Genomic DNA, 19,611 nt, shown 5'->3' on the forward strand with positions numbered 1-19,611 from the left:
TAAAGCTACTTTCTCATGATGGTTATCTATGTTTTTAAATATAGCTAAGTATAAAAACTAAGTCGTTCCATTACGCTACAGACGCACGATGCGCCGGGGAGGACGCTCCATTTCACTTCGTTTTTAAACCTTTATCTAAAAAAAACGAACGTTTATGCAATTTAATTACATAAACGTTCATTTTTGTTTTCGGTTGAAATGCTTATGTCCAAGCCTCTTTATTTATGATTCCAAGGGGTAACTTTTAACTCCAATTTATCTAATATGATAAATAACAATAAACCGATACATCCTAAGGTGACGATCCCTGCAAACATTTCTTCATAATTCATTTTCGTCCATGCACTGATTATATAATAGCCAATTCCATAAGTTGTTGCATAGTTTTCTGCAAAAAATAATGTTGCTAAACTAATGCCAATACTAATTCTTATCCCTGTAAATATGGAGGGAAGTATGCTCGGGAAAATTAAGTAGATTAATTGCTGGTAAATTGGTGACCGAAAGCCGTGCATCACTTTATAATAACTTGCTGGAATTTGTAATACACCATCTCTAACCGATAAAATGATTTGAAAAACAATAATCCAAATAATTAGGGTAATTTTAGATTGGTTTCCCAGCCCATACAAAATCATAAATACAGGTAAAAATGCTACTTTGGGTATTGGATATATATAATATAGAAAAGGTGATAGAAAGGTATTAATCTTCTTATTTTTGCCTAAAATAATCCCCAATGGAATTCCTATTAACAAAGAAATAAAAAGAGCAATGGTAATTCTCAGTAAGCTCGCTCCTGCATGCAGAAGCAACATCCATTTTTCGTTCCATATATAAGTAACTGTTAAAATGGGTGATGGGATGGTATGTGACTGTACTAAAAAATAGACAATATACCAAAATAGAGTGACACTTATAAAGCCTACGATTAGTTGATTTCTAAAGACTTTCCGAATGATTTTCTTCATTATTATACCGCCGCTAATTTTCTTCGAACTTCAATACAAGCTTTATAAAAAGACAAATTTTCTTTCGCTTTTTCTACCCCGAATAGCGGATTATAAATAGTCTCGATGTCTCCATTATCTTTTAGCAATAGAATATACTCACCAAGAAGTACTGCTTCTTCTATATTATGAGTTACAAAAAGTAATGTCGTTTGTCTTTTTTTAATCTGCACATATATTAGCTGTTGAATTTGTTCTTTTGTCAGTTCATCTAATGTAGAAGTCGGCTCATCCATTAACAACAACTCAGGCTCATTAATTAATGTTCTTGCTAATGCTACCCTTTGCTTTTGTCCACCACTTAACTCTGCCGGATATTTATGCTCCATTCCACTTAATCCAACTTCTCTTATTAGTGCTGTTACTCTTTCTTTGATTTCCTGTTTCGTTTTCCGTTTATCTAATTTCAACGGCATCGAAACTGCATCGCGAACTTTTAGCCAAGGAAAAAGACCTAAGTCCTGAAACATAAAACCAATATCCTTGCTAGGTTGCTGAATTCGGTTTCCATCGATTAACACTTCTCCTTCAGTTGGGATCAGGAAACCTGCTAAAAGGTGGAGAAGTGTACTTTTTCCAACGCCTGACTTACCGATTAATGCATATGATTTACTCTTTTCTAGAGTTAAATTTAGCTTTTTTAAGATTGTATTATTTTCATAAGTAAAACTAACGTGCTGCATCTTTACAAATGAATCCATGAAACATCCCTTCTTATCGCTTATTACTAGTTGCATCATATCATATTAGTCACCTTCATACAGTGGCAAAAAATCGACAGTTCTAGATAATTCGGAGTAAATAAGAAAATGTCTTTTGCTTAATTAATTTCTACATAAAAAAAAATGAAAGAAACTGGGCACTTAAGTATTCCAACCAAATATAAACCCAAACAATTTTACGGAGATGTTAAAAACATTCGTATAATTGTTTGGGTTTTTAAATTTTTTAAAATAGACGGTTTTTGCTTATCACCCGCAACCTAAATACATTTCGCTTTCCATAGGATGGGGCAATCGGCAAGCCTCCCCGACGCATCGTGGGTCTGTAGCGCAATAGAACGACTTAGTTTTTACACGTCCATTTTGTCCTAGACTCTTTTTTTAAAAACAATAATCTTCTAAAACAAACTCGTTTTTAAGCTTTCAATGTAGAAAAGGCATGTTTAGCTGCATGAATGGTTTGCTCAATATCATCATCCGTTAATGCAGTTGACAAGAACATCCCTTCAAATTGAGACGGTGGTAGAAAGATGCCTTGTTCTAACATGCTATTATAAAAGCTAGCAAAGTAATCAAGATTGGATGTTTTAGCACTTTCATAATCTTTTACATCTTCATTGGTAAAAAAGAACCCAATCATAGATCCCGCGCGATTTACTGTAAACGGAATTTCATATTTCGCAGCAGCTTCTTTTAAGCCTTCTTCCAAACGATCTGCTTTTCGGATAAATTCTGTATACGTTTCTTTCGTTAATTGAGATAATGTTTCAAACCCTGCTGTCATAGCAAGTGGGTTACCCGATAAGGTGCCTGCTTGATAAATAGGACCGCTTGGGGCAATTTGATTCATAATTTCTGCTTTTCCGCCATATGCACCAACTGGTAATCCTCCGCCAATTACTTTACCTAAACAAGTAATGTCAGGTTTAATGCCAAAATAACCTTGTGCACAACCATAATCCACGCGGAAACCTGTCATTACTTCATCAAAAATAAGTAAAGCGCCATATTCTGTTGTAACATCACGCAAGCCTTGTAAAAAGCCTGGTTTCGGTGGAACAACACCCATATTTCCTGCAACTGGCTCAGCAATAATGCCTGCAATATCTTCTCCATATGTAGAGAATGCATATTTAACACTTTCTAAATCATTATAAGCAACGGTAATGGTATTCGCAGCAATGCTTTCTGGAACTCCAGGGCTATCTGGTAAACCTAGTGTTGCTACACCTGAACCTGCTTTAATAAGCAAGGAATCCCCATGTCCGTGATAACATCCTTCAAATTTAAGAATTTTATTTCTGCCGGTATAGCCTCTAGCTAAACGAATAGCACTCATTGTAGCTTCTGTACCAGAAGACACCATGCGAACGATTTCGATGCTAGGAACACGTTCTTTCACAAGAGCAGCAAGTTTGTTTTCAATTAAAGTTGGCGCCCCAAAGCTAGTACCTTTTTCAGCAACCTTCTTAATTCCCTCTACTACTTGATCGTCAGCATGCCCTAAAATAAGAGGTCCCCATGATAATACATAATCAATGTATTCATTGCCATCAATATCATAAATTTTAGAGCCTTTCCCAGAATCCATGAATACTGGATTTCTTTTAACCGATTTAAAAGCACGAACGGGGCTATTTACACCACCTGGCATTAATTCTACTGCTTCTTTATATGCCGCTTCTGATTTTTGATAGGAACGCATTATGACTTCCTCCCTTATTGTTCTTTTAGCATACGTGCTACATCTTTAGCAAAATAAGTAATAATTAAATCTGCCCCAGCACGTTTCATGCTAATCATCGTTTCCATAATTATTCTTTCTTCGTCAATCCAGCCATTTTGTGCTGCCGCTTTAACCATGCTATATTCACCACTAACATTATAGGTAACAATTGGCAAATCCCATTCATTTTTCATGTCTCGAACAATATCAAGATATGGAAGACCTGGCTTTACAATAAGAAAATCTGCGCCTTCTGCAACATCACTTTCCGCTTCTCTAAATGCTTCAAGACGATTAGCAGGATCCATCTGATATGCTTTACGATCTCCAAATTGAGGTGTACTATCAGCTGCTTCTCGGAACGGCCCATAAAATGCTGATGCGTATTTGACACCATAACTCATAATAGGAATATCCAAAAATCCGGCTTCATCCAACCCTTTTCGAATTGCTGCTACAAAACCATCCATCATATTAGAAGGTGCAATAATATCTGCTCCAGCAGCAGCTTGGCTAATTGCTGCTTTCACAAGCAATTCTAGAGACTCATCATTTAATACTCTTCCTGCTTCAATTACGCCACAATGTCCATGGCTCGTATATTCACATAAGCAAGTGTCAGCAATAACAATCATTTCAGGATAGTTCGCTTTGATGTACTTAATTCCTTCTTGAACAATACCATGATCATGAAAGGCTTGTGTTCCACATTCATCTTTTTCCTTTGGAATTCCGAATAATAACACAGATTTGATTCCAAGCGCCTGTACTTCATCCATTTCTTCTTTTAAACGGTCAATCGAAAACTGATAAATGCCAGGCATTGAAGAAATCTCACTCTTCACATTTTCTTCTTCTGTTATAAATATCGGATAAATTAAATCATCGATATGTACATATGTCTCTCTAACTAATGCTCTCATATTAGCAGATTGTCTTAATCTGCGATGACGTTTGAATTCAACCATTTTTTCTTGCCTCCAACTTAATTTGTTAAATACTGCACTAAATGTTCTAGAACGCTATCTGTTGTATAAGGCTCCGCTGTTATTGTTACAGGTAAACCATAGGATTCCAATGTTTCTGTCGTAATCGGTCCAATGCTAATAACAATACAACTTTCCAAATTATTCATTAACTGATATTTTTTTATCACTTGCATAAAATGTTGTGCGGTGGAAGAACTGGTAAAAAGCAATATCTCTAAATCATTCTTCTTTACCTCTTCCACAAGCAGTTCTTCACTCTCTTTCGGAAAATAAGTTTCATACAATATGGCTTCATCCACTTGCAAACCGTCTTTCCTTAATGCTTCTGCTAGAAATTCTCTCGATTTATTTCCTTTTACTATTAAGATCCGCTGATTCTTTTCGGTAATGGTAACGAACTCTTTTGCAAACTGTTCTGCAACAAATTGTGACGGAATGAAATCAGCTTGATATCCATGTTCAGAAACAGCTGCTGTCGTCTTTTCACCAATGACAGCAATTTTAGAGACAACTGTTAATTCTACTCTGTTTATCTCTTTAAAAAATGCCTCTACACCGTTACGACTTGTAAAAACAAGCCAATCATATACTTGGCATTTTAATGAAACAATCACTTCTTCAGGAAGAGGTTTTTCTCGAAAAGCGATAAGTGGCACTTCAACTGGAATTCCACCTAAATCGTTAATCCGCTTTGATAATACACTTGCTTGTTTTTTAGAGCGGGGAACGAGAATTTTTTTTCCTAGAAGGGATTTAGCCATCTATTATATTCTCCTCTTTTAATCGATCAATTAATGCTTTTGCACCTTTTTCTGTTAAAATGGCAGCTGCTTGTTCCCCTACCTCTAAAGGGTTTTTCCCTGTAACTTCTTCCTTATAAATTTGTTTCCCATCAGGTGAAATGACTAATGCTGTTAATGCCACTTCATCATCCTTAACTTGTGCAAAGCCAGCTATTGGCACTTGGCATCCGCCTTCCATGCGCTGCAAAAATGCTCTTTCCGCGTAAACAGTGCGAGTCGTCTCCTGGTTTGACAACTTGCTTAAAAGCTCTAGCACTTCTTTATCATCTTCGCGACATTCAATAGCAAGTGCACCTTGCCCCACTGCAGGCAAACATACTTCCGGATCTAAAAACTCCGTTACTACATCGCTTGTCCATCCCATTCTTGCTAATCCAGCAGCGGCTAATATGATTGCATCATATTCTTCTGTGTCTAGCTTGCTAAGACGAGTATCGATATTTCCGCGAATCCATTTGATTTCAAGGTCAGGTCTAACAGCAAGTAATTGTGCACCTCTACGCAAACTGCTTGTCCCAATGATTGCACCTTCTCTTAGCTCCTTTAGAGGAATATGGTTCTTACTTATTAAAGCATCACGATAATCCTCACGCTCTGGAATACACCCAATTGTTAGCCCTTTTGGAAGGATTGCAGGCATATCTTTCATACTGTGTACAGCAATATCAATTCCCTTATCAAGCATACTTTGCTCTATTTCTTTAACAAATAGCCCTTTTCCCCCAACTTTAGATAAAGTGACATCAAGAACAACATCTCCCTTTGTCACAACTTCTTTTACTTCAAAGTCAAAAGAAGAATCTAATTTTTTCAGCTGATTAATTACCCAATTCGTTTGAGTAATGGCTAGCTTACTTTTCCTTGATCCAACAATTATTTTGCGCATTAACAGTACCTCCAACATTGATTCCTTTATGTACTTTCCATTTAATAATGAAAAGTTGAAAAATTGCCTACTAAAAAGAAGTTAATAAGCATAATAAAAAAACTGGCAATATTTAAGAGGGCAACATTTTTCCCCCTTAACTTTTTTGAAACACGTAAATACAAAAAACTGCTATAGACTAATAGCACAATGAACGAGCTGATAATTTTCGGATCATACCAAAGAAAGTCTGGTCTTTGGATAATAGCCCATTGAACACCAAGAATTAAGCCAATTAATAACAATGGTACACCAAAGACGCTTAATAGGTAAGATATATGTTCTAATTTGGCCAAATCTGCAATCCTCATTACTCGTTTTCCCCATTTTTTCTGTTTTAGTAAATCATATTGAATACAATAGAGGACAGAAAAAATAAATGAAATTGTAAACATCCCATACGCTAAAATAGCCGCTGTTACATGTATGAACAGCAACTCCGATACAACCTGCTCTGCATGTGTAAGAGCAGAATCACGTGCAGGAGCAAATGTATGTATTGCCATAATAACAAATCCAAGGACATTCGTAAAAAACACGATAAAATCAATTTTCAACCATTTATTAATTACTAAAGAAAAGGTTACCAATACCCATGAATAAAAGTAAAGCCCTTCCATGATAGTTAAGATTGGGAATCTATTCATCTCCACTATATAAATACTTAAAAAAGACGATTGCAAAATCCAGACAAATAAAAGTAACCAGAAAGCTACTCGATTTGCTCTCTGGTTATTATGCAGAAAATCAAAAAAATACAATAGCACAGATAAAGCATAAAGAATAATCATGAATTCATGAAGTCTAGTCATAAAAATATCCTGCATCGACATTCCCCTTCAAACATAAAAGATCCTACTAATACCCCAAGTCTTCTATAACTTAATATAGGCTTATTTCTTAATCCTCCACTATATTTTAACCGATGAAAAGAAAAGTGAAACGACCATCCGCAGAGATTTTTTTACAGGATAGCAATTTAAAAAGCAAACTTTCCGTTTAATAGAGTAAAAGCATTCATTCGTTATATTTATCACACTTGAATGGACGGCTGAGTGATTGGAGAAAATGCTTCTTTCTCGTCTTCCTTTACGACATTATTCGATTCTTTTTGTGTATCGGCTTCTAAATTGAAGATTTTCATAAATAGCTGCATCGATTGGTCAGCATCTGGAAGTGCCGCAAGTTCCTTCGCTTGAAGAATCGGATCCTTTAACATTTGATTCACAATACTTTTCGTATGCTTATTTAAAATCTTTCTCTCTCTTTCACTTAAATGAGGGAGCTTTCTTTCTAGGCTTTTCATTGTTTCACTTTGAATAGCTAGGGCCTTTTCCCGAAGTGCAGAAATGACTGGCACGACGCCTAATAAATGAAGCCATTGATTAAATTCAATAATTTCCGCTTCTATCATAATCAATATCTTTTCTGCTTCTTTTTGGCGTTCTTGGAGGTTTGCTTCTACAATTCCTTCTAAATCGTCAATATCATAAAGAAATACACTTTCTAATTCAGTTATTTCAGGATCTAAGTCACGTGGGACCGCAATATCCACCATAAACAACGGATTACCTTTGCGGATTTTTTCAACTGCCTTCATCAATGCCTTTGTGATAACGAATGTGTTAGACCCAGTTGAACTAATGACAATATCTGCATCAATTAATGCACATTGCAGCTCATTCATCGGTTTTGCTTGCCCTTCAAAACGATCTGCAAGTGTTTCCGCTTTTTCAAATGTGCGATTTATCACAGTTACATTTTTAGCACCGTTGCTATACAAATTCTGAATAGCAAGCTCGCCCATCTTTCCTGCACCTAAAATGAGAACATTCTTATTTTGCAAGGTACCAAATATTTTTTTTGCCAATTCTACTGCTGCATAGCTTACAGACACAGCGTTTGCGCCAATCTCTGTCTCTGTGTGTGCTTTCTTTGCAAAAGTAATAGCCTGTTTAAATAACTGGTTAAACACTGAACCAGTAGATTTAATGGATTGTGCTGTCAAGAAGCTTGTGCGAATTTGGCCAAGAATCTGTGTTTCTCCGACAACCATTGAATTTAAACCACAAATAACTTGGAATAAATGATTTAAAGCTCCATCTTGTTCATACACAAATAAATAAGGAACAAACTCATCTTGTTCCAACTGAAACCATTCTGCTAAAAATTGCTTTATATAATATCGACCAGTGTGAAGCTGATCAACTACTGCATATATTTCCGTGCGATTACATGTTGAAATAATAATATTTTCTAGTATACTTTTTTTATTTTGTAATTGATTCATAGCTTCCCCTATTTGCTCTGAATCAAATGTTAAACGTTCACGAATTTCTACTGGGGCCGTTTTATAATTTAGTCCGACAGCTACTATATGCATTTTACCTAATGACACCCCCAAAAAGTTGTTCTTACCTTGTTAATCATAAAGAACATTTTAAAAACCATTTATATAAATAAATTAAATTATAATAATTATTAACACGTAGTTATTATAACAAAATCATTTCAAAAATGGGAAACATTTTGCCCTATAAATGTGAACAAATTGTGAATTCGTATGGTAAGATATAGTATTAATAACAGTAAAAGAATTATACTTACGTTATTTACTAGTAATAGTTTATACTTCTTTTATAAAATTATCGTTGTAATCTTAGTTTTTTTGTTAAATATAGTACTTTACTCATTGTACAGTAACAAAAATCTTCTATGTATTCAAGCTGAGTTTTTTGGAAGTGGAGGAAATAATGAAAACACAAAAATGGTTCTCCGGTATCGTATTAATTGGTTTTGGATTTTATTTTATCTTAAAAGAATTTAATATTACCATTCTACCCAATCTATATACATGGCCAACCCTATTAATTATTATTGGGATTGCCTTTCTTTTTCAAGGCTATAGTGGGAAGGATTATGCTGTCATTTTACCAGGTGTGATTTTAACTGGCTTTGGCTTACACTTTCACTTAGTGAATAAGCTTGCAATCTGGCCAGATCACACAGGTACATTTATTTTAATTATTGCTCTTGGCTTTATTCTTCAAAATCAGAAAATGGGGCAGGGAATGTTAAATGGTCTTCTATTTCTCTTGTTAGCTGTTCTTTTGCTTTTTTATCAAGAAATTCTCGGCTCGTTAACATTCTTAAAGATTAGTCCACATACTTTAAATAACTTGATACCCATTCTATTCATCATCGTTGGGGGATATTATTTAGTATCGAAAAAGAGGAAATAAAAGTGTTATACATAATACAAAATGGCTACGGTCATGATTGTAGCCAGAAAGTTAAATCTATACATCTATACTAAAATAAAAAATCGACTCACTTTTCAACTAGTTATGCTAGCTGATGTGAGTCGATTTTTTATTTATTTGCTAAATGTTCTAGCAGAGACCAAACTTTATCTTTTCCTTCTCCCGTTTCGGATGAGAATAGGATTAAGTAATCATCTGCACTAAGCCCTAATGTTTCTTTTGTTACTTTTAAATGTTTTTGCCATTGTGATTTTGATATTTTATCTGCTTTTGTAGCAATTACGACACATGGTATTCCATAATGCTTCAAGAAGTCATACATTAAAATATCATCAGCAGTTGGCGGATGGCGAAGATCTGTAATTAAAACAACTGCTTTTAACTGCTCTCTTGAGGTAAAATACGTTTCAAGCATTTTTCCCCAAGCTTCTCTTTCTTTCTTAGAAACTTTTGCATAACCATAACCAGGTACATCAACAAAGTGCAGGATTTCATTGATTAAATAAAAATTCAATGTTTGTGTTTTTCCCGGTTTGGACGAAATGCGAGCTAACGCTTTTCGTCCAAGCATACGATTAATAAAGGATGATTTCCCCACATTCGATCTTCCAGCTAAAGCAAACTCTGGTAGATTTCCTTCTGGATATTGATTGGGTTTTACGGCACTAATTACTATTTCTGCTTGATTAACTTTCAAAGATTTACACTTCCGTTCAACGCGTGTTTTAATACTTCATCTACATGTGAAACTAAAATAAAGTCTAGTTCTTCTCTTACACTCTCAGGAACATCGTCGATATCCTTAGCATTATCTTTTGGTATGATAATGGTCTTTAAACCGGCACGGTGAGCACCAAGGGATTTTTCCTTTAATCCTCCAATTGGCAGAACTCGTCCTCTGAGCGTTACCTCTCCTGTCATCCCTACTTCTTTCTTGATAGGTTTGCCAGAAAGAGCAGAAACAAGAGCAGTTACCATTGTAATCCCTGCAGATGGTCCATCCTTTGGTACTGCACCTTCTGGGACATGGATATGAATATCATATTTCTCATGGAAATTCGCATCAATTCCTAGCTCTTCTGATTTAGAACGAATATAGCTAAATGCAGCTTGAGCAGATTCCTTCATTACATCACCTAATTTTCCGGTCAAAACTAATTTACCTTTTCCCGGAGCCAAAGATACTTCAATTTGCAAAGTATCTCCCCCAACTGTCGTATAAGCAAGGCCAGTTGCAACACCAACTTGATCTACTTCTTCTGCCTGACCATAATGGAAAATAGGCTTTCCAAGGAAATCTTCAATATTTTTAGCAGTTATCACTACTTTTTTCTTTTCACCTGTAACAATCATTCTTGCCGTTTTGCGGCAAATGGTTGCAAGTTGTCTTTCTAAAGTACGGACTCCTGCCTCTTTTGTATATAAACGGACAATTTTTTGGATGCCATCTTCTCTAATTTGAAGCTGAGATTTAGATAATCCATGGTCTTTAATTTGTTTAGGCAATAGATGATCTTTCGCGATATGAATTTTCTCGATTTCTGTATATCCAGCAATTGAGATAATTTCCATTCTATCACGCAATGGCCCAGGTATGGTAGCTAAATTATTGGCTGTAGCAATAAACATAACCTTCGATAAATCATATGTTTCTTCAATATAATGATCGCTAAAATTATGGTTTTGCTCAGGATCAAGTACCTCAAGCATAGCAGAGGAAGGATCTCCACGGAAATCATTGGACATTTTATCGATTTCATCTAATAAAAATACTGGATTAATCGTCTCTGCTTTTTTCATTCCTTGAATGATTCTTCCTGGCATTGCTCCAACATAAGTTCGTCTATGTCCTCTTATTTCCGATTCATCACGCACTCCACCTAAAGAGATGCGAACAAAATTACGGTTTAAAGAGCGTGCTATAGAACGCGCAAGACTCGTTTTCCCGACTCCAGGAGGTCCAGCTAGACAAAGAATAGGGCCCTTTAAAGAGTTTGTAAGCTTTTGTACGGCTAAATACTCTAATACCCTTTCTTTTACCTTTTCAAGTCCATGATGGTCGTCATTCAAGATTTTTTCCGCTTTAATTAGATTCAAATCATCTTCTGTTGCATTCGTCCACGGTAACGCTAATAGCCAATCGATATAATTGCGGATGACAGAGCTTTCTGCAGAGGTGGAAGGAATTTTTTCATACCGATCTAATTCCTTTAAAGCAGTTGCTTTTACATGATCGGGCATTCCTGATTCCTCAATTTTTTCAAGCAGTGTGCTTACTTCACCACTTTTTCCATCTTTATCGCCTAGCTCTTTTTGAATAGCTTTCATTTGTTCCCGTAAATAGTATTCCTTTTGTGTTCTTTCCATGGATTTCTTTACACGTTGACCGATTTTCTTCTCTAAATTTAAAACTTCTTTTTCGTTTTGAATGATATCAATCACATAATTCATTCTTTGCTTATTGTTTAGCATTTCTAAAATCTCTTGTTTTTCTTTTAATTTAATGGGTAAATGAGAAGCAATAATATCAGCCATTCTACCTGGCTCTTCCATATCAGAAACTGTTGCATATGTTTCATGGGATATTTTTTTAGAAATTTTTATGTATTGCTCAAAATACTGCAGCATTGTTCTCATTAATGCTTCATCTTCTACATCTTTTGAAGTTTCTTCTTCGTAAAGGTGCAGACTTGCTGCAAAATATCCATCTTCCTCCATTAATTCTTCCAGCTCTGCTCTTTGTACCCCTTCAACAAGGACTCTTATTGTTCCATTTGGTAACTTTAACATTTGTTTTACTTTTGTTAATGTTCCAATTTTATATAAATCCTCTTCTTCGGGTTCGTCTATATCCATATCTTTTTGCATTGTTAGAAAAATTAAATGGTCTTCTACCATTGCTTTTTCGAGAGCTTGAACAGATTTATCACGACCTACATCTAAATGAAGTACCATCGTTGGATAAACCAGTAATCCTCGAAGCGGCAGGAGGGGGACTATTGTTTTTTTATTTTCCTCCATGACGTTGCACCTCCAGCTTAAAAAATCCCTTACTTTTAGCGCCTAATCGCACTATTTCTATCGATATAGGCATCCCTTGCATTCTAATGCTTTGTACAATTCTATCTCATTTATGAAAATGTGTCTATTAACTAGAGTTATTAGACAGTCCGAAAAAATAGAACTAATTTTTCGATTCCCCTTTTCTACTCTTCTTAATCTGTATTTTGTTTACTTAGATAGAATTTCACGAGGAGAAAAAACTTTTAAAAGACATTATCCAAATAATGCATAGATCCATTTAAAATAAGCCTTCTCTAATAAAGTGGCTTATTTAGGTGGTTTCCATTCAAAAAAGAAAAATATCAACACCTATTCTCCTCTTTTTCATTATATAATAATCTTTTCATTTATTAAAATATAGGTTATATCTACAGGTTTTCTTTTATTATCTTCCCCCCATACATACGGCTTCACAAAAAACTGCCGACCAACTCTCTCTTAACTGAATTAGCCGACAGTGAAAATGCTTTTACTGAAAGCATTTTTTATGTAATATAAGGAATTAAATACTTTCTTTCTTTGTCCATGCAATTGTAGACGCTGGAATTGCTTCTTCCTTCCATTCTTCCTTAAGTAATGCATGCTCGATAACTTCATTAAGTGATTGAACCGGAACAATGGTAATGTCCTTTATTTCCTCCAATATAGCCTGCATATTCTCTTGTGGAATAATAACTTTTTGAACGCCTGCAGCTTTAGCTGCTTTCACTTTCGCTACTACTCCTCCAATCGGTTTTACTTTTCCATGAATACTAATTTCCCCTGTCATTGCTACTTTTCGATCTACCGGTTGCTTGTAAATAGCAGAATAAATACCAGTTGCCATAGAAATACCTGCTGACGGTCCATCAATCGGTATACCACCTGGAAAATTGACATGGATGTCAAATTGGTCTGCTGGAACGTCCATTGATCGTAAAACCGTAATAACATTTTCTATTGAACCCTTTGCCATGCTTTTTCTTCGAATCGATTTACCTTGTCCTCCAATACTCTCTTCTTCCACAATACCGGTAATATTGATGCTTCCCTTCCCATCTTTTGCCGGAATAACAGTTACCTCAATCTCTAATAAAGCTCCAATATTGGATCCATAAACCGCAAGCCCGTTAACTGCTCCAATAGTAGAATGTTTATTAATTTTTCTTTCCATTCTAGGAGAAAGCTGACTTGAATTAATAACCCATTCTACCTCATCATCCTTAATAAAGCTCCGCTCCTCACCTATCGCAAGGCCAGCGGAAATCTGTACCATATTAACTGCTTCTCTTCCGTTTCTTGCATACTCTGAAAGGGTATCGAGAGCTTTCTCACTTATGGACATATTCACTTTATCTGCAGCTTTTTTGCCAATTTTTATAACTTCTTCTTTTGTTAATTCTCTAAAGAATACTTCCATACATCTTGAACGAATTGCTGGAGGAATTTCGTTTGGTGTTCGAGTTGTTGCTCCAATTAATCGAAAATCTGCAGGCAATCCATTTTTAAATATATCATGTATATGGGAAGGAATTTGTGTATTCTCTTCATTGTAATAAGCACTTTCTAAATAAACTTTTCGGTCTTCTAACACTTTTAAAAGCTTATTCATTTGTGTTGGATGTAGTTCTCCAATCTCATCAATAAATAAAACTCCACCATGAGCGTTAGTAACTGCTCCTTGCTTCGGCTGTGGGATACCAGCTTGTCCCATCGCTCCAGCCCCTTGATAAATCGGATCATGAACTGATCCAATCAACGGATCTGCAATACCCCTCTCATCAAATCTAGCTGTTGTAGCATCTAATTCCACAAACACAGAGTTTGGCTTAAAGGGTGACTTCTGGTTCTTCTTTGCTTCTTCTAATACCAGTCTTGCTGCCGCTGTTTTACCAACCCCTGGAGGTCCATAAATAATAACATGCTGTGGATTTGGACCACAGAGTGCTGCTCTTAATGATTTAATGCCATCTTCCTGTCCTACAATATCAGCAAAGCTTGTTGGACGTACTTTTTCAGAAAGCGGCTCTGTTAAGGATATGGCACGCATCTTTCTTAGCTGATCCATTTCTTTTTTTGATTCACGGTCAATCGAAACCTTTTGTGTTCTCTGACTCTTTAATAAGTTCCAGAAATAAAGTCCGATGATAATCCCGAAGAATAATTGTACAAATAAAGCGATCTCCGCCCAATTCATAAATAATACCTCCTATAATCATGTTGTTTTAGAACCTCACATATGTATGTCCCTTAAAAAATCTACAGATAGGGGCAAATCTTTCATTCACTCTTTTGAGTAGGTTCTTCGGTAAGCATGCGTGTATGTTCCTTTACTCTTTACATAAGAAGTGAGATAGCATGTCAATTCCGACATTTTTACCAATTAAGGATTATTGATTTACTATCTTAATGAATTATACAAAGATTGATGAAATGCTCATTTCCAATAAGCGTAGACACCAATGAAAGACCACATACCTAATAGTGCCTTGTCTTTAAAAAATAGTATCTCCTTCCCTTTGTTGGAATAAACAAGTTTTCATGGAAAAAATATGTGGAGTATGTAGAAATTTAAAGTGGAACTTCCAACAGTGGTGGTTTTCCTTCTTAGTAGTTGACACAAGAGTACCTTATGGACAAGTATATTCACTATCTTCCTTGCGTTCTCATTAGCAAAGAGTGAAAGTCTACTGTCCAGTGCGATAAAAAAGGGGTTCTCTCCTATTGTTGTTGATGGGGAATAAAATCACATAAAAAAAAAGAGAATCAATGGTGGTTTACACCAAATGATTCTCTTTTATAACTGTTGTTATGCAGATGTTTTTGTTTCTTTCTCCACTACTGTTCCATCTTCTAAAACAAGTTTTGGAGATGCATTTTCCGTTACTGTTTCTTTTGTAATAATACATTTGACAATGTCGTCTCTTGAAGGTAAGTCAAACATTATATCTAACAAAATACCTTCAATAATAGATCTTAATCCACGTGCCCCTGTTTTTCTTTCAATTGCCTTCTTAGCAATTTCCTTTAGAGCTTCTGGTTCAAATTCTAATTCGACATCATCTAATTCCAGCATTTTCTTAAATTGCTTTACTAAAGCATTTTTTGGTTTCGTTAAAATCTCAATTAATGCCTCTTCGTCTAATTGTCCAAGACTTGCAATAACTGGAAGACGGCCAATGAATTCTGGAATTAACCCGAAGCGTAATAAATCTTCTGGTAATACTTTCGCAAGTAAATCTTTATCTTCCACTTCTGCCTTTTTACCATCTGAACCAAAACCAATTACTTTCTGACCTAAACGTCTTTTAATAATCGGTTCGATACCATCAAATGCACCACCACAAATAAATAGGATATTCGTTGTGTCAATTTGAATGAATTCTTGATGAGGGTGCTTTCTGCCACCTTGAGGCGGAACACTAGCTACAGTACCTTCTAGAATTTTTAATAATGCTTGTTGAACACCTTCACCAGAGACGTCTCTTGTAATGGAAGGATTTTCTGATTTTCGTGCAACTTTATCAATTTCATCAATATAAATAATACCTTTTTCTGCTTTTTCTACATCATAATCTGCAGATTGGATTAATTTCAAGAGAATATTTTCTACATCTTCCCCAACATATCCAGCTTCTGTTAGACTTGTTGCATCTGCAATAGCAAATGGTACATTTAATATTCTTGCTAATGTTTGTGCAAGAAGTGTTTTACCACTACCAGTTGGCCCAATTAACGCAATATTACTTTTTGATAATTCCACATCATCAATTTTACTATTTGAATTAATGCGCTTGTAATGATTATACACTGCAACAGAAAGAGCCTTTTTCGCTTGATCCTGTCCAATGACATATTCATTAAGGATATCGCGAATTTCTGCTGGTTTCGGTACATCTTTAAATTCTACTTCTTCTTCTGTACCTAATTCTTCTTCCACGATTTCTGTACATAGCTCTATACATTCATCACAAATGTATACACCTGGACCAGCAACTAATTTACGAACTTGATCCTGTGTCTTTCCGCAGAATGAACACTTTAACTGGCCTTTTTCGTCATTAAATTTAAACATGCCTTCACCCCTTAATACTTCTTTTTGTATATTTTTACCGTTACGGAATATTATTGGTTTGAAACAAAACTTACTTTTTTCAACAGTTATGTATTGAATTGTATCACATGATGGTAATGTACAGGAAATAATTCAGCTTGGGTAATCAGCCCTAATCATCCAATAACGGTAAAATGTATGTACTTTCTTAAGCATAACCAGATTTCGCTTCTTTAAATCTGGAAATATTATCTCTTGATTTGTCTGTATATTCCTGTACGGTAGAGTAACTTATATTATAGTTACCCATATTATATGTTATTTAACACTAATATAAAACTAAGGCACGAAATAGTCGCGCCTTAGTTTTTTTTCTTACTTCTATTATGCAACAGTTTTGCTGTTTTCTACAAGGAAATCGATTGCTTTTCTCATTTTAATGTCCATTTGTAAGTTTTCTACACCGCCAAGTGCTTGTTTAATAGCATCTACTGGCATATTGTACATTTGAGACATATTTTCAAGTTCAGCATTTACTTCTTCTTCTGTTACTTCAATATTTTCTGCTGCAACAATTGCTTCAAGAGTTAAGTTAGAACGAACACGTTTTCCAGCGTCTTCTTGCATTTGCTCTTTTAAAGCAGCTTCATCTTGTCCAGAGAATTGGAAGTATAATTCAAGGTTCATACCTTGCATTTGAAGACGTTGTTCGAATTCATTCATCATGCGATCAATTTCTGTATCGATCATTGCAGAAGGGATATCCATTGTTGCATTCTCAGAAGCTTTTTCTACAACCGTATCACGTACTGTATGTTCCGCTTGATGTTTCTTATCATTTTCTAGACGAGTTTTAATTTTTTCTTTTAATTCAGCTAATGTTTCAGCTTCTTCATCTACGTCTTTTGCAAATTCATCATCTAATTCAGGAAGTTCTTTTCCTTTGATCTCATGAATAGTTACTTTAAATGTAGCAGGCTTTCCAGCTAAATCTTCAGCATGGTATTCTTCTGGGAATGTAACTTCTACTTCTGTCGTTTCGCCAGTAGCAACTCCTACTAATTTTTCTTCAAATCCAGGAATAAATTGACCTGAACCAAGTTCTAATGAGAAGTTCTCAGCAGTTCCGCCTTCGAATGCAACTCCATCTTGGAATCCTTCGAAGTCCATAACAACTGTATCGCCTAATTCAGCAGTACCTTCTTCTTTTACTACTAACTCAGCTTGTTTTTCTTGCAATGCTTTAATTTCAGCTTCAACTTCTTCATCTGTAACAGTTGTTTCAACAGCAGGTACTTCTAACCCTTTGTACTCACCTAATGTTACTTCAGGCTTCACTGTAACAGTTGCTTTGAAAATTAATGCTTTTCCTTTTTCGATTTGTTCAACATCGATTTCTGGACGATCTACTGGCTCAATTCCAGTTTCTTCAATTGCATTTGCATAAGCTTCTGGTAAAAGAATATCAATTGCATCTTGGTATAAAGATTCAACACCAAAACGTTGTTCGAACATTCCACGTGGAATTCTACCTTTACGGAATCCAGGAATATTTACTTGCTTAACTACTTTTTTAAATGCTAAATCTAAACCTTCGTTTAATTTTTCTGCATCTAATTCAATTGTAAGAACGCCACGGTTCCCTTCTAAAACTTCCCATTTAGCTGACATACTATAATTTCCCTCCAACAATCTATTCTACTTTTTCATTACTTCTACTTAATGTATAGATAAACTTCTTTATTACTGTTTGAAAGCTATTTCAAACGAAAAAGCTCACACCTAATAATGGCAGAAAGTTATCTAGTAAGAAATAAACATATTCGCATTTTCTAAATGCAACCATTACATTATATCATAGGTTCTAGTTGTTTCAACATCCTTGCCTAAATATTAGGATAAGAAATTTCCTCTAGTTGATAAATGAAGGCTTTAGCTTGTTCAAAATTATCCTCATTTACTTCATATATTGAGAGAATCTCTTGTGTATCCTCTTGGCCAAAATATTCATTTACGACAGCATGATAGGATGCGGCCCATGTTTCAGGACTATAATCTTCAAGTACCAATGGATAAAGCAAAAAAAATTGTCGATCCATTAACATTTTAATATTTTCGAATAAAACGGGATCATTACTTTCAACATAATCAATCAGAAATGTCATTATCTTTTTATATTGATCTTGCTCTTTAATATCCTTTAAATTGGTTGGCTTTACGGTTATGGTTCGAGTAAATTTATGAATCACTACTTCTTTGTCATAATCCTGCTCTCGCAAAATATTAATTAACATCGTTTTTAAAAACGGGTTTTTTTCGTCCTCCTGAAGAAACTGTTTTACTTGTTCAATAGAAGCTCGGATGTTTTGACTAGACATTTTAGCAATAAGAAGCATTTGTTCCTGTGGATCTTCTAATTCCATTAATCTCTCCGTTTCACCCGTAGTTTCTTCCATTAAATTATCCTTTTCTGCTAGTGGAGAAGACTCTGCCATTTTTCTACTAAAAGTAAGCATTTTTGAAAAGTGCTCGATTTTATTGGCAGGAATTTGATGATCTTCTAACAATACTTCAATCGTTGAAACAATTTCTTCATATTCATGTAGCTGCACAAGGATCATGATATATAAGTCCAACACATGTATATAGTCACCCTGTCCCTCTTTCAGCATTTCTTTTGCTAAGTATTTTGCCGGTTCCAATAAACCTAGCTCGTAATAAGACAGAATTAACCCAATGTTAATTTCACTATGAAAAGGATTTCTCTCTTTTGCTTCCTCTAGATAAGCGATTGCTTCTTTATATTGCTTATCTGAAATGGCATCTAAGCCCTTTTGTAATAAACGTTTATCTAAATCGGGAAAAAAAATAACATTATCTTTTTTTTCCTGCTCCCGTTTCTTCATCCTTTTAACCGCCTATACATTCTTTTTGTTGCTAGTGTAGCTTTTTTTCTATTTAGATGCAACCTGAACTTTTCATTAGATTGAGTCAAGTTTTTGTGGGAGGTTTTTTAGCTCCCTTTTTATAAAATAAAACTTCTAATTTTGTATCCGCTTTCTAAACATTTTCTTTCA

Annotated in this window: 15 protein-coding genes; 1 reads left to right on the forward strand and 14 read right to left on the reverse strand. The window is 35.1% G+C overall.

Annotation, left to right across the window (positions count from 1 at the left end):
* Nucleotides 1–218: 218 nt before the first annotated feature.
* The 8 genes from ADJ83_RS04415 to hemA form a co-directional block, all read right to left on the reverse strand.
* Nucleotides 219–971: an ABC transporter permease gene (locus ADJ83_RS04415; RefSeq protein ID WP_048717100.1), complete on the reverse strand. Its 753-nt coding sequence runs from the start codon at nt 969–971 to the stop codon at nt 219–221.
* A gap of 2 nt (nt 972–973) precedes the next feature.
* Nucleotides 974–1,711: an ABC transporter ATP-binding protein gene (locus tag ADJ83_RS04420; protein ID WP_031537064.1), complete on the reverse strand. Its 738-nt coding sequence runs from the start codon at nt 1,709–1,711 to the stop codon at nt 974–976.
* Nucleotides 1,712–2,147: 436 nt separating this feature from the next.
* On the reverse strand, nt 2,148–3,437 hold the full coding sequence (gene hemL, locus ADJ83_RS04425; protein WP_031537063.1) for a glutamate-1-semialdehyde 2,1-aminomutase: 1,290 nt from the start codon (nt 3,435–3,437) through the stop codon (nt 2,148–2,150).
* 14 nt (nt 3,438–3,451) lie between these two features.
* Nucleotides 3,452–4,426 carry a porphobilinogen synthase gene (gene hemB / locus ADJ83_RS04430; protein ID WP_031537062.1) on the reverse strand — a complete coding sequence of 325 codons (975 nt, stop codon included), beginning with the start codon at nt 4,424–4,426 and terminating at the stop codon, nt 3,452–3,454.
* Between the two features lie 17 nt (nt 4,427–4,443).
* On the reverse strand, nt 4,444–5,208 hold the full coding sequence (locus ADJ83_RS04435; RefSeq protein WP_031537059.1) for a uroporphyrinogen-III synthase: 765 nt from the start codon (nt 5,206–5,208) through the stop codon (nt 4,444–4,446).
* Nucleotides 5,201–6,136: a hydroxymethylbilane synthase gene (hemC, locus tag ADJ83_RS04440; protein ID WP_031537057.1), complete on the reverse strand. Its 936-nt coding sequence runs from the start codon at nt 6,134–6,136 to the stop codon at nt 5,201–5,203. Before hemC ends, ADJ83_RS04435 begins: the two co-directional genes overlap by 8 nt.
* A gap of 41 nt (nt 6,137–6,177) precedes the next feature.
* Nucleotides 6,178–7,002 (reverse strand): cytochrome C assembly family protein, encoded by an 825-nt coding sequence (locus tag ADJ83_RS04445; RefSeq protein ID WP_031537056.1) that lies wholly within the window; start codon nt 7,000–7,002, stop codon nt 6,178–6,180.
* A gap of 206 nt (nt 7,003–7,208) precedes the next feature.
* On the reverse strand, nt 7,209–8,558 hold the full coding sequence (gene hemA / locus ADJ83_RS04450) for a glutamyl-tRNA reductase (protein WP_031537055.1): 1,350 nt from the start codon (nt 8,556–8,558) through the stop codon (nt 7,209–7,211).
* 370 nt (nt 8,559–8,928) lie between these two features.
* On the opposite strand from hemA, the gene ADJ83_RS04455 reads away from it, so the two are divergent.
* A complete protein-coding gene (locus tag ADJ83_RS04455; protein WP_031537053.1) occupies nt 8,929–9,417 on the forward strand; it encodes a LiaI-LiaF-like domain-containing protein in 489 nt (162 codons plus the stop codon).
* 130 nt (nt 9,418–9,547) lie between these two features.
* On the opposite strand, the gene yihA is transcribed toward ADJ83_RS04455, so the two are convergent.
* The 6 genes from yihA to ADJ83_RS04485 form a co-directional block, all read right to left on the reverse strand.
* On the reverse strand, nt 9,548–10,135 hold the full coding sequence (yihA, locus tag ADJ83_RS04460) for a ribosome biogenesis GTP-binding protein YihA/YsxC (protein WP_031537052.1): 588 nt from the start codon (nt 10,133–10,135) through the stop codon (nt 9,548–9,550).
* Nucleotides 10,132–12,459 (reverse strand): endopeptidase La, encoded by a 2,328-nt coding sequence (lon, locus tag ADJ83_RS04465; RefSeq protein ID WP_031537051.1) that lies wholly within the window; start codon nt 12,457–12,459, stop codon nt 10,132–10,134. Before lon ends, yihA begins: the two co-directional genes overlap by 4 nt.
* Before the next feature lie 544 nt (nt 12,460–13,003).
* Complete coding sequence (gene lonB / locus ADJ83_RS04470; protein ID WP_031537050.1) at nt 13,004–14,677, reverse strand: ATP-dependent protease LonB; 1,674 nt, start codon at nt 14,675–14,677, stop codon at nt 13,004–13,006.
* A gap of 612 nt (nt 14,678–15,289) precedes the next feature.
* Nucleotides 15,290–16,555, reverse strand: a complete 1,266-nt coding sequence (gene clpX / locus ADJ83_RS04475) for an ATP-dependent protease ATP-binding subunit ClpX (RefSeq protein ID WP_031537048.1) — start codon at nt 16,553–16,555, stop codon at nt 15,290–15,292.
* A gap of 363 nt (nt 16,556–16,918) precedes the next feature.
* Nucleotides 16,919–18,205: a trigger factor gene (gene tig / locus ADJ83_RS04480; protein ID WP_031537047.1), complete on the reverse strand. Its 1,287-nt coding sequence runs from the start codon at nt 18,203–18,205 to the stop codon at nt 16,919–16,921.
* Between the two features lie 215 nt (nt 18,206–18,420).
* On the reverse strand, nt 18,421–19,440 hold the full coding sequence (locus ADJ83_RS04485) for a tetratricopeptide repeat protein (RefSeq protein ID WP_031537046.1): 1,020 nt from the start codon (nt 19,438–19,440) through the stop codon (nt 18,421–18,423).
* Between the last annotated feature and the right edge of the window lie 171 nt (nt 19,441–19,611).

The sequence above is a fragment of the Bacillus sp. 522_BSPC genome, from assembly GCF_001076885.1.
Lineage (GTDB): Bacteria > Bacillota > Bacilli > Bacillales > Cytobacillaceae > Niallia > Niallia hominis.

What these genes read in the sequence shown, in the direction of transcription:
- ADJ83_RS04420 (WP_031537064.1), bottom strand. Translation starts at nt 1,711, where the DNA reads ATGGATTCATTTGTAAAGATGCAGCACGTTAGTTTTACTTATGAAAAT.
- ADJ83_RS04415 (WP_048717100.1), bottom strand. Translation starts at nt 971, where the DNA reads ATGAAGAAAATCATTCGGAAAGTCTTTAGAAATCAACTAATCGTAGGC.
- clpX (WP_031537048.1), bottom strand. Translation starts at nt 16,555, where the DNA reads ATGTTTAAATTTAATGACGAAAAAGGCCAGTTAAAGTGTTCATTCTGC.
- tig (WP_031537047.1), bottom strand. Translation starts at nt 18,205, where the DNA reads ATGTCAGCTAAATGGGAAGTTTTAGAAGGGAACCGTGGCGTTCTTACA.
- ADJ83_RS04435 (WP_031537059.1), bottom strand. Translation starts at nt 5,208, where the DNA reads ATGGCTAAATCCCTTCTAGGAAAAAAAATTCTCGTTCCCCGCTCTAAA.
- ADJ83_RS04445 (WP_031537056.1), bottom strand. Translation starts at nt 7,002, where the DNA reads ATGCAGGATATTTTTATGACTAGACTTCATGAATTCATGATTATTCTT.
- ADJ83_RS04455 (WP_031537053.1), top strand. Translation starts at nt 8,929, where the DNA reads ATGAAAACACAAAAATGGTTCTCCGGTATCGTATTAATTGGTTTTGGA.
- hemA (WP_031537055.1), bottom strand. Translation starts at nt 8,558, where the DNA reads ATGCATATAGTAGCTGTCGGACTAAATTATAAAACGGCCCCAGTAGAA.
- hemB (WP_031537062.1), bottom strand. Translation starts at nt 4,426, where the DNA reads ATGGTTGAATTCAAACGTCATCGCAGATTAAGACAATCTGCTAATATG.
- lon (WP_031537051.1), bottom strand. Translation starts at nt 12,459, where the DNA reads ATGGAGGAAAATAAAAAAACAATAGTCCCCCTCCTGCCGCTTCGAGGA.
- hemL (WP_031537063.1), bottom strand. Translation starts at nt 3,437, where the DNA reads ATGCGTTCCTATCAAAAATCAGAAGCGGCATATAAAGAAGCAGTAGAA.
- ADJ83_RS04485 (WP_031537046.1), bottom strand. Translation starts at nt 19,440, where the DNA reads ATGAAGAAACGGGAGCAGGAAAAAAAAGATAATGTTATTTTTTTTCCC.
- hemC (WP_031537057.1), bottom strand. Translation starts at nt 6,136, where the DNA reads ATGCGCAAAATAATTGTTGGATCAAGGAAAAGTAAGCTAGCCATTACT.
- lonB (WP_031537050.1), bottom strand. Translation starts at nt 14,677, where the DNA reads ATGAATTGGGCGGAGATCGCTTTATTTGTACAATTATTCTTCGGGATT.